This is a genomic window from Parablautia sp. Marseille-Q6255, from assembly GCF_951230155.1.
In the GTDB taxonomy this organism is placed as follows: Bacteria; Bacillota; Clostridia; order Lachnospirales; family Lachnospiraceae; genus Choladousia.
In genome coordinates this window covers 127,037-141,898 of the sequence record NZ_CATNVD010000002.1, presented here as the reverse complement: position 1 = coordinate 141,898, position 14,862 = coordinate 127,037, and the positions used below count along the sequence as shown (strand labels likewise).

Sequence of the window (14,862 nt, the reverse complement as noted above, 5' to 3'; positions counted from 1 at the left end):
TGGAAGGTGCAAAAGTATGTCAGAGGGAAAAAAATTACTCAGAGGAGCAGGGGTCACGCTGGCAGTATATTTTGTGATAAAATATCTGCTGCCATACGTGACTCCTTTTTTAATTGCATATGTGCTGGTGCATATGCTCAATCCGGTGGTCGAGGCGATCAGAAAAAAACTGAACTGGAAAAAAGAAGTGATCGTTTCTGTTTTGCTGGCGGTGATACTGGTGCTGTTTTCCGGTCTGTTTTATATTATTTACTGTCAGCTTATGGTTCAGATCCGCAAGATCGCCATGAATTTTGATTATTATTATTCCTGTTTCTGCAACATTGTGGATGACTGCTGCTTAATGGCAGAAAAAAGTTTTGGGATCAGAGTGGATGAGGTCCGGGAATTTGTCTATACCAGCCTGGAGCATGCGTCACAGCAGATCAGAGTCTATATTATTCCCGGTATTGTCAATTATTCTGTCAGGTATCTCAAAAAGATCGCTGACGCAGGCCTGTTTTTGATGATGTTGTTTGTAGCGGTTATCCTGCTTATGAAGGATTATGATGAGATGAAGGAAAAGCTGCAGAAGTATGAATGGTACAGGCATTACCATAATATTTCAAAACGGATGTGGAAACAGGGGGGAATGTATATGAAAGCGCAGATGATGATCATCCTGGTGATCATGGTCATTTGCACGGTCGGGTTATGGGCGCTTGGAAATCCGTATTTTCTGGTTCTTGGAATACTGATCGGTCTGATGGATGCGCTTCCGTTTATCGGGACAGGCACAGTACTGATCCCCCTTTCTGTAGTGCTGCTGTTTCAGCAGAATTTCAGGCTGGCGGCAGGATATGTGGGACTGTTTCTGCTTACGTATGTCGCAAGAGAGCTTCTGGAGCCCCGGCTGATCGGAGCAAAGCTCGGTGTATATCCGTTTGTGATGATCGTGGTCGTTTATGTGGGGCTGTATCTCTTTGGAGCCGCCGGAGTGATCCTGGGTCCGGTCATGCTTTTAACAGTAATGGAGATCCTGCGGGAATTTCAGTAAACAGAATACAAAATATAAAATTTTTATAACATCAACGCAGAGAAATCAAATTTGATTGTATTTTAGATAATGAGGTGATATGATGTGGTATATGAAAACAGACGCGTCAGAAGGGGGAATTTTCTGACGTCTCAAAGTAAAAGGAGGATTATGACTATGTTAAAAGGAATACCGCAGATTTTGTCGCCTCAGATGCTCAAGGTTCTCTGTGAGATGGGACACGGGGATCGTATCGTGATCGCGGATGGTAATTTTCCATCTGAATCTGTAGGAAAGGATGCCATTGTACTGCGCTGTGACGGGCATGGCGTGCCGGAAATCCTTGATGCCATATTGAAGCTTTTCCCTCTCGATAAAAATGTAGAAAAGCCGGTAAACCTGATGGAAGTAACGCCGGGGGATCAGGTAGAGACACCGATATGGGATACGTACAAGGAGATTGTCGCAAAGCATGATGAAAGAGGCGGGCAGACCTTTGGCACGATCGAGCGTTTTGCTTTTTATGAGGAAGCACGTAAGGCATATGCAATCGTAGCTACAGGAGAAAAGGCATTATACGCAAATATCATGCTGCAAAAAGGCTGTGTGACAGAGTAAGGCGGAAGACGGCTTAATAAAATCTGGACATAAGCAACAGGCTTCATGTATAATATTACTATTCGGCAGTCCTTTGTATTTCATTATCGTAACGGGGCGGTTACAATATGTCATGAAAATGGAGCTGTATTTATGAAAAAGAATGCAAACGAGATTGCGCGCTCGCTGGCTATGATCACACAGCTGGGAGTCAGTATGCTGGCTCCTGTAGTGCTTTGCGCGGTTGTGGGAAACTGGCTTGATGAGCGTTTTGGCTGGTCTGTCACAGCCGTGTTATTAATACTTGGGATTATGGCAGGCGCCAGAAACACCTGGATTCTGGTCAAAGGTGTCATTCGTCCGGAAGCCGGGAGGAGATTAGAAAATGGAAAAGATAAAGAAAGTGAATGAGACGCTTGCAGAGCTTCTTTCGGGGATTCTGGTCTGCGGTCTGGTGATTCAGGCGGTCGAGCTTTGTGTTGCAGCCGTCTGGCCGGCGCTTGCCGGTTCGGTTTCATCTTTTGTCATCGGATTTTGGATCGGGATCGCTACTGCTATGGGACTGGCGATCCATATGTACCGTTCCATTGACCGGGCGCTGGATATGTCTTCCGGCGATGCAGAAGGATATATGAGAAAAGCATATCTGCTCCGTACGCTTATGATACTTCTGGCAGCGGGCGTTGTTTATTTTTTACATCTTGGTTATGTCATGGCGACTTTTCTGGGAGTGCTCTGTCTGAAATTCGGAGCTTTTCTGCAGCCGCTTATGCATAAAATCTGGAAAAGATTTCGGAAGTAGGGTATTTTTCCGTATTTCCAAGAATATGGGGGAAAGGAGGAAAAAGCGTGGAAACTGCGAATTTGCTGGCATCCTCGGGATCAGATGTGGATTTTATGATCCACGGGCTGTTCAGCTATGAACTATTCGGGCAGACTTTTTGGATCACAACGACTCATGTGGCGATTTTTATTGTGATGCTGATTATTCTGGCCTTTGCCGTGGCAGCGCGTATTGCGATCAAGCACGCGAGCGAGTATCCGACAGGCTTTCAGAACGTTGTAGAGCTGATCGTTGAGATGCTCGATGGCATGGTAGAAAAGAGCATGGGAGTAAATGCAAAGAAATTCCGAAATTATATAGGCACAATTTTTATTTTTATTTTTATCAGCAATATTTCGGGACTGTTCGGGCTGCGACCGCCCACAGCGGACTATGGCGTCACACTTCCGCTGGGTCTGATCACTTTTGGGCTGATCCAGTACAATAATATTAAATACAACAAATTCGGGGCGTTTACAGGCTTGTTCAAGCCTCTGCCGTTTTTATTCCCGATCAATCTGATCGGAGAGATCGCAGTGCCGTTTTCATTATCCTTACGTCTGTTTGGAAATGTTTTGTCCGGTACTGTTATGATGTCGCTGATCTATTCGCTTCTGTCAAAGGTTGCGATCGGATGGCCCGGATTTCTGCACATCTATTTTGATGTCTTTTCGGGAGCGATACAGACATACGTATTCTGTATGCTGACAATGGTATTCGTCTCCGACAAAATGCCCAGCAGTTCCGAATAGCAGCAAGACAGAAAAATCAGGATTTGCAAGCTTGCTTGCAAAAGACTGAGATTTTCTGCCCTGGGATAGGCGGAACGTAAAATTAATTTAAAATTTTAAGAAAAATCAGGAGGATCACATTATGGAAGGCATTACAAACGAAGGTTTAATTTTAGCATGTTCAGCAATTGGTGCAGGTCTTGCGATGATCGCAGGTATTGGACCTGGTGTCGGACAGGGTATTGCAGCAGGACACGGTGCAGCTGCAGTCGGAAGAAATCCGGGTGCGAAGGGCGATATTACATCTACGATGCTTCTTGGACAGGCGGTAGCCGAGACAACAGGTCTTTACGGTCTGGCTATTGCATTTATTCTCTTATTTGCAAACCCGCTGATCGGCAAACTCTGATAGAGAAGGTGCAGCTGCTGTGAGAGATGCACAGGCAGATGCACGCGAAAAAGATTGATAAAAATATAGAGTGAAAGGAGGCGAAATCTTGGAACGACTGTTTAATCTTGACCCACAGCTTTTACACGATGCCATTTTGCTGGCAATTGCAGTATTCGTGATGTTTCTGCTTTTGTCCTATCTTTTATTTAATCCGGCGCGTGATTTTTTAAAGAAGCGTGAGGAGAGAGTAAAGAATAATATTGATTCTGCGAATCAGGCAAATGCGGATGCACAGGCACTTCGTGCACAGTACGAAGAAAAGCTGCAAAATATTAACAAAGAGGCAGACGAGCTGATGAGTGCAGCGCGGAAAAAGGCTCTGGAGAATGAAGCAAAGATCATAGAGGATGCGAAGGCAGAAGCTGCACGCATTATAGAGCGGGCAAATCATCAGACAGAGCTTGCTGTAAAGAAAGCAGAGGATGATATTAAAAAAGAGATTATTTCAGTGGCATCTATGATCGCTGAGAAGGTGATCAAGGAGAACATTGATTTAAGTATCCAGGATTCGTTAGTGGATGATACATTAAAGGAGATAGGTGAACAGACATGGCAAAGCTAGTAGCAGGTACCTATGGGGACGCGCTGTTTGAGCTTGCTGTGGAAGAAAACCTTACAGACAGTCTGATGGAGGAAATCCAGATGGTTCAGACTGTGCTGAAAGAAAACGGTGACCTTGAAAAAATCCTGATGCACCCGGAGATTCCAAAGCAGAAGAAGCTTCAGGTGATCGAGGAGGTATTTAAGGGACGGATATCCGACGCCCTCACAGGTTTTTTGAGAATTGTGGTAACAAAGGGAAGATATAAAAATTTACCGGATATTTTTGCATATTTTATTGCAAGGGTGAAGGAATATAAAAAAATAGGGGTTGCGGAAGTGACTTCTGCAGTTCCTCTTACCGGAGAACAGAAGCGCAGGATTGAACAGAAGCTTCTGGATACGACCCGGTATAAGACAATGGAAATCGACTATAAGGTAGACGAAAGTAAGATTGGCGGACTGATGATCCGCATGGGCGACCGCATCGTTGACAGTACGCTGCGCAGCAGACTCGACCGTCTGACAGGCGGCCTTATGAAGATTTCACTAGAAAGCGAGAAAGAAGGTGTGCAGGCCTCATGAATTTAAGACCAGAGGAAATTAGTTCCGTGATCAAAGAACAGATTCAGAGATACTCCTCCGAGATCGCGGTGTCTGACACAGGTACTGTTATTCAGGTAGCAGACGGTATTGCGCGTATTTATGGCCTTGAAAAAGCGATGCAGGGTGAGCTTCTGGAATTTCCGGGAGACGTATACGGCATGGTACTTAACCTTGAGGAGGATAATGTAGGTGCGGTATTGCTTGGAAGCAGTGCTGATATTGGAGAAGGCGATATCGTAAAGACAACCGGACGAGTAGTTGAGGTGCCGGTTGGTGACGGGATGCTTGGACGAGTGGTGAATGCACTTGGACAGCCGATTGACGGAAAGGGACCGATCCATTCTGACAAGTACCGTCAGATCGAGAGAGTCGCTTCCGGCGTTATTGCCAGAAAATCAGTAGATACGCCACTGCAGACAGGTATTAAGGCGATCGATTCGATGGTGCCGATCGGCCGGGGACAGCGTGAGCTGATCATCGGAGACCGTCAGACAGGTAAGACGGCGATCGCGATCGACACGATCATCAACCAGAAGGGTCAGGGCGTAAAGTGCATTTATGTTGCGATCGGTCAGAAGGCTTCTACGGTAGCTTCCATTGTAAATACACTGGAAGAGTACGGAGCCATGGATTATACGACTGTCGTGGCGGCTACCGCAAGTGAGCTTGCTCCGCTGCAGTATATTGCACCGTATTCCGGCTGTGCGATCGGTGAGGAATGGATGGAAAATGGTGAGGATGTACTGATCATTTACGATGATCTGTCAAAGCATGCAGCAGCTTACCGTACACTCTCCCTGCTTTTGAAGCGTCCGCCAGGACGTGAGGCGTATCCGGGTGATGTATTCTATCTGCATTCCAGACTTCTGGAGCGTGCCGCAAGGCTTTCGGATGAGCTGGGTGGAGGTTCCCTTACCGCGCTTCCGATCATTGAGACTCAGGCGGGCGATGTATCGGCGTACATTCCAACAAACGTGATCTCTATTACAGACGGACAGATCTATCTCGAGACGGAGATGTTTAATGCAGGATTCCGTCCGGCGGTAAATGCAGGTCTTTCTGTATCCCGTGTAGGAGGTTCGGCCCAGATCAAGGCAATGAAGAAGATCGCGGCTCCGATCCGTGTTGAGCTGGCACAGTACCGTGAGCTGGCAGCATTCTCCCAGTTTGGTTCAGAGCTTGACGATGATACGAAAGAGAAGCTGGCTCAGGGAGAACGGATCAGAGAGATCCTCAAGCAGCCGCAGTACAAGCCAATGGCAGTGCAGTATCAGGTTATCATTATCTATGCTGCAACGAAGAAATATCTGCTTGATATTCCGGTAGAGAATATTCTGCGTTTTGAACAGGAATTCTTTGCATTTCTTGATACAAAGTATCCTGAGATCCCGGAAAGCATTGCAAGGGAAAAGCAGATCACGCAGGAGACAGAAGCATCGTTACAGGCGGCGATCAACGAGTTTAAGGCAAGCTTCAAATAGGTGAAATGATTCGAAACAGCAGTACAATAAAAGCAGACAAAGCTGCAGATCAGATGGTGATTTTGGAAGCAGACGTCTCAATGACTGACTGTTTGGGATAACATGAAAAAGAGAGGATGTGACAGTATGGCCTCAATGAGAGATATAAAAAGGCGGCGCAACAGTATTGCCAGCACGCAGCAGATCACGAAGGCAATGAAGCTGGTATCTACAGTAAAGCTGCAAAAGACGAAGGCGCGTGCCGAGAGATCCAAGCCGTACTTCGACAAGATGTATGAAGTAGTGACTTCCATGCTGGCAAAATCCGGAACGATCGAGCATCCATATTTGAAGCCTCAGGCATCTGCAAAAAAGGCAGTTGTCCTGATCACATCGAATCGTGGTCTGGCCGGCGGATACAATTCAAATGTAATCAAGCTGATCACCGGTTCTGATATGAAACGGGAAGACCTTCTATTATTTACAGTTGGAAATAAGGGAAAGGAATATTTTTCGCGCAGAGATTATACGATCGCCAAAGAGTACCCTGAAGTGATCGAAAATCCTATGCTCGCGGATGCGAGGGAGATCTGTGCGGAGGTACTGGAGCTTTATGCGAAGGGAGAAGTCGGAGAAATCTATGTAGCATATACGTATTTCAAAAATACAGTGGTGCACGAACCGACACTTCTGAAGCTGCTTCCAGTAGAGGTGGATCCATCAGACATTGAAGCTGCAAGATCCAATTCCCTGATGAATTATGAGCCAAAGGAAGAGGAGGCTCTGGATCTGATCATTCCGAAATATATAACAAGCATTCTGTATGGTGCTCTGGTAGAATCTGTAGCCAGCGAGAATGGAGCAAGGATGCAGGCAATGGATTCTGCGACGAGCAACGCAGACGAGATGATAGATAAGCTGACCCTGCAGTATAACCGTGCACGTCAGGGTTCTATTACGCAGGAGCTGACAGAGATCATCGCAGGCGCAAATGCCACTAATGAAAGATAATGATAAGGAGAGTGATTGTAAAAATGCAGAACAAAGGTAAAATCACTCAGATTGTCGGTGCAGTATTAGATATTAAATTCACGGAAGGAAAGCTTCCGGCTATATATGAAGCAATCAACATCAGACGTACAAATGGAGAACTGCTCGTAGTAGAGGTTGCGCAGCATCTTGGCGATGAGACGGTAAGATGTATCGCAATGGGACCGACAGACGGCCTTGTACGGGGAATGGAGGCGGAGGCAACAGGAGCTCCGATCTGTGTTCCGGTCGGTGAGGCGACTCTGGGACGTATTTTTAACGTAACAGGTGACCCGATTGATAATAAGCCGGCTCCGAAAGATGTAAAGTATATGCCGATCCACCGTGATGCCCCGGCGTTTGAGGAACAGTCGACTTCCACAGAAGTCCTTGAAACAGGTATCAAGGTCGTAGATCTTCTCTGCCCCTATCAGAAGGGTGGAAAGATTGGTCTGTTTGGAGGTGCAGGAGTAGGAAAAACAGTTCTTATTCAGGAGCTGATCCGTAATATTGCGACAGAGCATGGTGGATATTCTGTATTTACCGGTGTAGGAGAGCGTACCCGTGAGGGAAATGACCTCTACCATGAAATGACAGAATCCGGCGTTATCAATAAGACAACGATGGTGTTTGGACAGATGAATGAGCCGCCTGGAGCAAGAATGCGGGTAGGTCTTACCGGTCTTACTATGGCAGAGAATTTCCGTGATGAGGGCGGAAAGGATGTGCTTTTGTTTATTGATAATATTTTCCGTTTTACACAGGCTGGTTCCGAGGTATCTGCTCTGCTTGGACGTATGCCTTCCGCTGTAGGATATCAGCCGACGCTGCAGACAGAGATGGGTGCTTTGCAGGAGCGTATCACATCTACAAAGAATGGTTCTATCACGTCCGTTCAGGCAGTATATGTGCCGGCCGATGACCTGACAGACCCGGCTCCGGCTACGACCTTTGCTCATTTGGATGCAACGACCGTACTTTCCCGTTCTATTGTAGAGCTTGGAATTTATCCGGCAGTAGATCCGCTCGAGTCGAGTTCCCGTATCCTTGATCCAAGGGTAGTAGGAGAAGAGCATTACCGTGTTGCGCGTGGCGTACAGGAGATTCTTCAGAAGTATAAAGAGCTTCAGGACATTATTGCAATCCTTGGTATGGACGAGCTTTCTGAGGATGATAAGCTTGTCGTAAGTCGTGCGAGAAAGGTACAGAGATTCCTTTCTCAGCCATTCTTTGTGGCGACACAGTTTACAGGATTGGATGGAAAATATGTGCCGCTTTCTGAGACGATTCGGGGATTCTCTGAGATTCTGGAAGGAAAGCATGACAGTATTCCAGAGAGCTATTTCCTGAATGCCGGAACCATAGACGAAGTAGTTGCCCGCGTAAAGTAGGGGGTGACAGATATGGCAGACGACAAGTATTTTGATCTGGAAGTCATCACTCCTGACCGGATTTTCTGGAAAGGCAAGGCTTTTATGCTGGAGCTTAATACGTCAGAGGGAGAGGTGGGGATTTATAAGCACCATATCCCAATGACAATGATCGTGGTTCCGGGTATCATGACGATCCATCTGGATGGTGAAAATAAAGAGGCTGCAGTCCATTCCGGTTTTATTGAGATCACAGATGACAGGATCACAGTAATGGCGGAGATTGCGGAGTGGCCGGAAGAGATCGATGCAAACCGTGCCCGCGAGGCACAGGAGCGCGCAGAGCGCAGACTCCGTACTCATGATCCAAAGATCGACACATCAAGAGCCGAGGTCGCGCTTCGGAAAGCTATGGTGCGGTTGGAGCTTTCGAAGATGAAGTAGCATTTTATGAGAAAATTTGCTGTTAAGTGTATTAAATGAAAAATCAGGTGTATTCCCCGACCGATAAAAGAAATTATCGGTTCGGGGGATTTTATTTAAGCAGATCCTCTTTCAATTAAAGAAGTACTAATTTCGATTTTTATTGGAATATCATTTCGTTCAGAAATTATACTTAAAAGTCTATTGAGTGCAGTTGCAGCCATACATGACGGATAAGCCTCTATTGTAGTCAAATTCGGATGAGCATTTTCTGAATAAAATGAATTGTCAAATCCAATGAAGGCTATATCGTCGGGGATTTTGTAACCTTTTGTTTGAAATGCCATCATTGCGCCTACTGCCTGAGCATCAGTATCAGCAATATAGCTTCTTGCAAACTGTTTTTTATGCTGCATAATTTCATTCATGTCAGCCTGTGCGCCATACATATTGGGCAGGATAACATTAATATCGCTGTTTCGCATAGACATTCTGTATTTTTCTAATGCCTGACAATAACCTGTAAAACGTTCTTCATAGTTTTGCAGCCTAAGAGAAGATTGTAAGTAACCAGGTTGGCATTTATATTTTTTAATAAGATATTCTGTTGCAAGATACGCACCTTGAATATTATTTACTTTTACGCAATTAACAGGAGGTGAAGTAAACCATGTATCCATAAGAACTAATGGAAAATCAAGGGACAAAAATCTTTTAAGTTTGTCTTTTGTAATATCAGTACCTAATAGAAGTATACCGGCACAATCGGAAAATTTGATTTTTTCTAAATTTTTATCAAAATCTTCATCGCCATATATTTTTAAACCTATGTATTTATATCCCTTTGAGGTTATTATTTTATCTAAACTTGAAGCTAGGTAACTAAAAAAAGGAGCTTCTTGAGGAGAGTGGTAATTAATATAGCGGATATAATATATCGTTCCAGTTAACTTCCCTTCCTTTGTTATAGTTGAAAAGTCATACCCATATTTATGTGCGGCTTCTAATATTCGTTTTTTTGTTATGGCACTTACACCAGGTTTGTTATTCAATGCTACAGAAACAGATGCTGCTGACAGATTTAATATTTTTGCAAGTTCTTTTGCTGTAATTGACAAAAGTATCCCCCTTTACAAAAAATTGATAAGATAATTAAATTAGGTGAATTAGGTAATAGTTAGGTAAAAAAGACCAAAAATACAGTTGATATTCATTGATAATTACTGTAATTTTACTATATCCGCGGAAGAAAGTAAATAAAAAAGAATTTTTGGGGGTAAAACATATGACTTATATTAAGTTGATATTATTTATTACAGCAATTTTATTATCTGTAATAGGAGGAAAAAGATTAAAAATCAATGCAGGAATAATAGCAATCGGTTTTGCATTTATATTTGGAATTACGATTACTGGTTTAGGTGTGAATGGTGTTGTAAATCTATTTTCGGCAAGATTGTTTGTTAATATGTTTTTAGTTACATTCTTCTTTGGTTATGCAACATCAAATGGTACAATGCTTAGTATTACGAAGTATCTATTCAAAAATTTTAAGGGAGCACCATGGCTTCTTCCATTGTTATTCTTTGCAATACCATTTTTAATGGCATTTGCAGGAGCGTCTACGGATTCAATTCTCTTATTTTTGAGTCCTATTGCATTTGCATTTATTATTGAGGCTGGGCTGCCGCCTATATTGACCTCTATTTTACTTTGGTCAACCTGTGCAGGAACATGGGCGCCATGGCTTACCAATTATGCTACATTCTCTTCATGGTTTGGCGAGTCTATTGGTATGGAAGCTGCAGAAGAAGGATTTACCAGATTGTTTATAATTGTTTGTATAATTAATATTTCATTTATGCTTATTTCGTATATTGTGCTTGGTGGCTGGAGAGTAAAATCTTCTGTCAAAATTCTTGAAGAAGAAAAAATAGAAATTACAAAAGAACAAAAAACAACATTGTATATTATTTTATGTGTAATTACTATTCTTATTTTGCCGACATTGATTCAGCTGATTATTCCAAATCCAGTAACAGAATGGATGAAAAATAATTTAACGATTCAAGTTTTGTCTGCATTAGGAATTATAGCAATGCATATCACTAAAACTGCGAATACGAATGATGTAATGAAAAATCAGATTCCATGGGGCTTGATTATTATGGTATGTGGTATGGCAATGTTAATGGGTGAAGCTGAAAGTCTTGGAGTGACAGATGCTATTAAATCACTGCTTGAATCTGAAGTGTTACCTACAGTAATAGTTGTTCCGTTTATTGCTGCTATATGTGGATTTTTAAGTATTTTTGTTTCTGGAAGTGTGATTACTCCATTGATTATAGCCCTTGCACCAGCTCTTGTTTCATATGGAATTTCTGGAGCAGCTATCGTAGTAGCATCTCAAATGGGAATGATTGCTACCAGTATTTCTCCATATTCTATGGGTGGAGCAATTTGTATTACAGGGTGCCCGGAAAAGTATTCCAGTAAAGTGGCTAATCAGCAGTTACTGCTCGCGATTATTATGGGAATAATTGTAACTTTGTTAGCAGTATTTGGAGTGTTTGGTTAATAATAAAGGAGAAAATAATGTCAAAGATAGAATTAAACGATGGGAAACATATTTATTATGAAGAGTATGGGGAGGGTAATAAATATGTTATTTGTACAATGATAGATTATCCAAGATATTCATCAATTAAAGAATTGTGTAAGCTTGGGTTTCATGTATTTCTACTTACAAATCGTGGATTTGGTAAATCAGACCATTCGGAGATTGATTATGGGTCAGAGTGGTGGGATATATGGGCAAAAGATGTTATCAGTTTTGCTGATAAAAAGAAAATTAATAAGTTTGTTTATGCAGGGGATTCTCACGGAGCAGGAACAGGATGGCATATCTGCAAAGATTATCAGGATAGGTTGATTGCTTTTGTTGCGATTGTGCCAGGTCCATATAATTTAGATGAAGGGTTTGTTTCTTACCGGACAAGAATATTGAGAGGTGAGTACGTAAAGCCAATGGACACTCCTCCTGAGTATTTTGATGATGCTGCTGTTATTGAGAGAGTACGGCAGGATAAAGAATATATGGCAATTGAACAGCAAGATCATCAGTCACCGGAGGAGAAGAAATTGGATTATAAACGTCCTCTTATGGGACTGAAAAATGAAAAGAATACAAAAGATTTTCTTAGATCTATTTATGTTCCAACACTTGTAATAGGGGGGACAGAAGATCCTATTTCACGCCCGGATTTAATGCTTCGTACTGTAGAATGTATTCCTCATAGTAAATTAATTTTATATCATGGTTTTTCACATAATGAGCCGTGGAAGATCTTTGTAGAAGAGGTTTCTTCAGAAATCGCATTTTTCTTAGATAATGTATATAATAATGAGGGACATTATTACAAAAAGATAGAAAATCTTTAAAAGAGAAGTTTAAGAAGAAAATCAAGATCATTGGGATGCTGGTGGTCTTGATTTATTTTTTACATGAAATATGCGGAGTCAGATTTCCAGCTTAAAGTGCCAGAAATGATAAATAGTAAATCACATATTGACAATGTTAAAAATATCACATATAATATGAAGATATAAGGCAAAAAACAGGAGAGAGCGTACAAAGAAACCGGAAAATATCTGCAAAAACAGGTTTATTTATGGTACAATGGAGGCAAGAAACTTATGAAAAGAAGACAAAATATACCACGATTAAGTGAATTGAATCTGACAGACCGCTTTCTCTTTGATGAAGTAATGGAGGATGCACAGACACATCAGGATGTACTTCGGATTATTTTTGGAAGGGACATCCGGCTTCACCAAAATGAGACTGAAAAAGAACTGCGGAAGTTTCCTTCCTCCCGTTCGGTACGCATGGACGTGTTTGCGATTGACGAGGAACAGAATGTTTATAATACGGAGATGCAATTAAAAAAGAGGGCAGATCTTTCAAAGCGTAGCCGATATTATCAGTCTATGATAGACACAACGCTGCTTGATACAGGTATACCGGATTATAATGCACTGAATACGTCATATATTATTATGATTATGCCGTTTGATCTGTTTGGATATGACCGCTATTGCTATACGTTTGCAGCAACCTGTCTGGAGGAACCGGATTGTCATCTGGGAGACGGCGCATATCGCATTTTTCTGAATACGCGTGGAAAAAATGATAATGATATGTCTGCAGAGTTGATCGAATTTCTGCGCTATGTTGAACATTCAACCGATGAAATCGCGCAAAGATCTTCCAGTGAAGCACTCAAACGGATTCACAATCGTGTATGCAAAGTCAAAGCCAGTGAAGAAGCGGGGGTGAGATATATGCAGGCATGGGAAGAAAAATATTACGATAAACAGGAAGCGAGAGAAGAAGGCTTGGAAGAAGGACGTAAAGAGGGACGCAAAGAGGGGCGTAAGGAGGGAATAAGGCAGGCCCGCTTTGATATGCTGCGTCATGCTGTGGAAAATGGTATGGGCAGGGAGCAGCTGAGTGAGCTGCTTGGAGCAACGCAAGAAGAAATAAAGGAAATCTTTTTCGAGCAGGATAAAACAGCTATTGATGAGTATAATCAGGAATTGTCCTGAAAATAAAAGGACTGTTCGGTACAAAAGATCGTACCGAACAGTCTGAATTTTAAACAAAAGTTTTTTCTCAGGTGCAGTGCAGAAAAAAGCTGCTGATTCAGCGAGAATGATCATATGTAACGTATGCGTCTACTTTGGGCTGGGAGGAACATCCTGCGACAAATTCATTTGTCAAAAATGCCGTAATCATGACCTCTCTCTCTTTTTTTCCTGTAGTAAATGCTCCAAGACATGCAATATTGGCATCGTTACTTAACCGGGCACGCTGGGCAGAATAATAATCAGCAAGTAAAGCGGCATAAGCTCCTTCTACCTTATTGGCAGCAATAGACATCCCCAGCCCTGTTCCGCAGATCAGAATGCCTCTGTCGTATTCTTTGGCAGCAACGGCCTTACCTACTTTAATAGCTACATTGGCATAAACGGGATCCTCACTGCCAAAGTCTGTTACATCACCCAATCCCTTTTCTTTGATAAAATCAATTAATTCTTCTTTTTCTTTTTGTGCGTTTGGATCACATCCGATAGCAATTTTCATTTTGTTCCTCCTAATGTTAAGATAATAACTCCAGAATCCCATCGGCCATTGCTTCCAGTATGATATAGCAGGAGCAGGAACCGGCATCGAGAACGCCTCTGGAACGCTCACCAAGCCTGCTGGAACGTCCGTATTTTGCGATGAGGTCTTTGGTAGAATTTCTTCCAGCCAAAGCTGCCTCTTTCATATGTTTTAAGGCATCTGCAAAAGAAACTTGTTCAGCTGCATCTTTTTGCAGAGAAGAGACTGCGGGAGCGAGTGTGTCAACCAGTGTTTTATCTCCAACACGGGCATCGACAATGTCATAGAGTCCTTCCAATCCGGCTTCAAGATAAGCGGAAAAATCTCCTAATTCTATTTCTTCTTTTTCGCTGTCATCAATAGCATCTCCCATGCTCATTAGGATTGTCCCGTAAATCGGCCCCATTGATCCTCCAATTTCATTCATTAAGATCATACTGAGGTTTCCAAGTCCTTCTGAAAAGGAAAAGGCGTCTTCTCCAAAGCGCTGTTCAAAGACGGAAAAGCCTTTGTTCATGTTCATTCCGTGATCTCCGTCACCGATCAGACCATCTACCTCTCCAAGGAAATCTTTATTTTGCTGAATTCCTCTGACCATTTTTAATATAATATTTTTACCATCTGCATTATAAAAAGAATTTTTCATGATG

The 14,862-nt window shown here is 42.7% G+C and carries 18 protein-coding genes; 15 read left to right on the top strand and 3 right to left on the bottom strand.

Annotation, left to right across the window (positions count from 1 at the left end; all coding sequences use genetic code 11):
- Window positions 1-16 precede the first annotated feature (16 nt).
- From QOX44_RS02775 to atpC, 12 genes are all read left to right on the top strand, one after another.
- Window positions 17-1,036 (top strand): AI-2E family transporter, encoded by a 1,020-nt coding sequence (locus tag QOX44_RS02775; RefSeq protein WP_283681155.1) that lies wholly within the window; start codon window positions 17-19, stop codon window positions 1,034-1,036.
- Window positions 1,037-1,192: 156 nt separating this feature from the next.
- Window positions 1,193-1,633, top strand: coding sequence for an RbsD/FucU family protein (locus QOX44_RS02770; protein WP_283681154.1), 441 nt, complete (start codon window positions 1,193-1,195; stop codon window positions 1,631-1,633).
- Window positions 1,634-1,765: 132 nt separating this feature from the next.
- Window positions 1,766-2,023, top strand: coding sequence for an AtpZ/AtpI family protein (locus QOX44_RS02765; protein WP_283681153.1), 258 nt, complete (start codon window positions 1,766-1,768; stop codon window positions 2,021-2,023).
- Complete coding sequence (locus tag QOX44_RS02760; RefSeq protein WP_283681151.1) at window positions 1,998-2,414, top strand: hypothetical protein; 417 nt, start codon at window positions 1,998-2,000, stop codon at window positions 2,412-2,414. Before QOX44_RS02765 ends, QOX44_RS02760 begins: the two co-directional genes overlap by 26 nt.
- Before the next feature lie 95 nt (window positions 2,415-2,509).
- Window positions 2,510-3,187: a F0F1 ATP synthase subunit A gene (gene atpB, locus QOX44_RS02755; RefSeq protein ID WP_283681307.1), complete on the top strand. Its 678-nt coding sequence runs from the start codon at window positions 2,510-2,512 to the stop codon at window positions 3,185-3,187.
- 121 nt (window positions 3,188-3,308) lie between these two features.
- Window positions 3,309-3,575, top strand: a complete 267-nt coding sequence (atpE, locus tag QOX44_RS02750) for an ATP synthase F0 subunit C (protein ID WP_283681150.1) — start codon at window positions 3,309-3,311, stop codon at window positions 3,573-3,575.
- An 88-nt stretch (window positions 3,576-3,663) separates the two neighbouring features.
- On the top strand, window positions 3,664-4,179 hold the full coding sequence (gene atpF / locus QOX44_RS02745; protein WP_283681149.1) for a F0F1 ATP synthase subunit B: 516 nt from the start codon (window positions 3,664-3,666) through the stop codon (window positions 4,177-4,179).
- Complete coding sequence (atpH, locus tag QOX44_RS02740) at window positions 4,167-4,742, top strand: ATP synthase F1 subunit delta (protein WP_283681148.1); 576 nt, start codon at window positions 4,167-4,169, stop codon at window positions 4,740-4,742. The genes atpF and atpH overlap by 13 nt, the downstream gene beginning before the upstream one ends.
- Window positions 4,739-6,244 (top strand): F0F1 ATP synthase subunit alpha, encoded by a 1,506-nt coding sequence (atpA, locus tag QOX44_RS02735; protein WP_283681147.1) that lies wholly within the window; start codon window positions 4,739-4,741, stop codon window positions 6,242-6,244. The genes atpH and atpA overlap by 4 nt, the downstream gene beginning before the upstream one ends.
- 126 nt (window positions 6,245-6,370) lie before the next feature.
- Window positions 6,371-7,234 carry an ATP synthase F1 subunit gamma gene (atpG, locus tag QOX44_RS02730; RefSeq protein ID WP_283681145.1) on the top strand — a complete coding sequence of 288 codons (864 nt, stop codon included), beginning with the start codon at window positions 6,371-6,373 and terminating at the stop codon, window positions 7,232-7,234.
- A 23-nt stretch (window positions 7,235-7,257) separates the two neighbouring features.
- The gene (atpD, locus tag QOX44_RS02725) at window positions 7,258-8,643 is read left to right on the top strand and encodes a F0F1 ATP synthase subunit beta (RefSeq protein WP_283681144.1); all 1,386 of its coding nucleotides are present in this window, start codon (window positions 7,258-7,260) and stop codon (window positions 8,641-8,643) included.
- A gap of 12 nt (window positions 8,644-8,655) precedes the next feature.
- Window positions 8,656-9,066, top strand: a complete 411-nt coding sequence (gene atpC, locus QOX44_RS02720) for an ATP synthase F1 subunit epsilon (protein WP_283681143.1) — start codon at window positions 8,656-8,658, stop codon at window positions 9,064-9,066.
- 95 nt (window positions 9,067-9,161) lie between these two features.
- Here the strand turns inward: atpC and QOX44_RS02715 are convergent, their stop codons facing one another.
- Window positions 9,162-10,163 carry a LacI family DNA-binding transcriptional regulator gene (locus QOX44_RS02715; protein ID WP_283681142.1) on the bottom strand — a complete coding sequence of 334 codons (1,002 nt, stop codon included), beginning with the start codon at window positions 10,161-10,163 and terminating at the stop codon, window positions 9,162-9,164.
- A 167-nt stretch (window positions 10,164-10,330) separates the two neighbouring features.
- Between QOX44_RS02715 and QOX44_RS02710 the strand changes: the two genes are divergently transcribed.
- The 3 genes from QOX44_RS02710 (at window position 10,331) to QOX44_RS02700 (ending at window position 13,653) form a co-directional block, all read left to right on the top strand.
- A complete protein-coding gene (locus QOX44_RS02710) occupies window positions 10,331-11,623 on the top strand; it encodes an SLC13 family permease (protein ID WP_283681141.1) in 1,293 nt (430 codons plus the stop codon).
- A gap of 17 nt (window positions 11,624-11,640) precedes the next feature.
- Window positions 11,641-12,486: an alpha/beta fold hydrolase gene (locus tag QOX44_RS02705; RefSeq protein ID WP_283681140.1), complete on the top strand. Its 846-nt coding sequence runs from the start codon at window positions 11,641-11,643 to the stop codon at window positions 12,484-12,486.
- A 255-nt stretch (window positions 12,487-12,741) separates the two neighbouring features.
- Window positions 12,742-13,653: an Rpn family recombination-promoting nuclease/putative transposase gene (locus tag QOX44_RS02700; protein WP_283681138.1), complete on the top strand. Its 912-nt coding sequence runs from the start codon at window positions 12,742-12,744 to the stop codon at window positions 13,651-13,653.
- 97 nt (window positions 13,654-13,750) lie between these two features.
- On the opposite strand, the gene QOX44_RS02695 is transcribed toward QOX44_RS02700, so the two are convergent.
- Together QOX44_RS02695 and dhaL are read right to left on the bottom strand one after the other, a co-directional pair.
- The gene (locus tag QOX44_RS02695; RefSeq protein WP_283681137.1) at window positions 13,751-14,191 is read right to left on the bottom strand and encodes an RpiB/LacA/LacB family sugar-phosphate isomerase; all 441 of its coding nucleotides are present in this window, start codon (window positions 14,189-14,191) and stop codon (window positions 13,751-13,753) included.
- Between the two features lie 16 nt (window positions 14,192-14,207).
- Window positions 14,208-14,858, bottom strand: coding sequence for a dihydroxyacetone kinase subunit DhaL (dhaL, locus tag QOX44_RS02690; RefSeq protein WP_283681136.1), 651 nt, complete (start codon window positions 14,856-14,858; stop codon window positions 14,208-14,210).
- Window positions 14,859-14,862 lie beyond the last annotated feature (4 nt).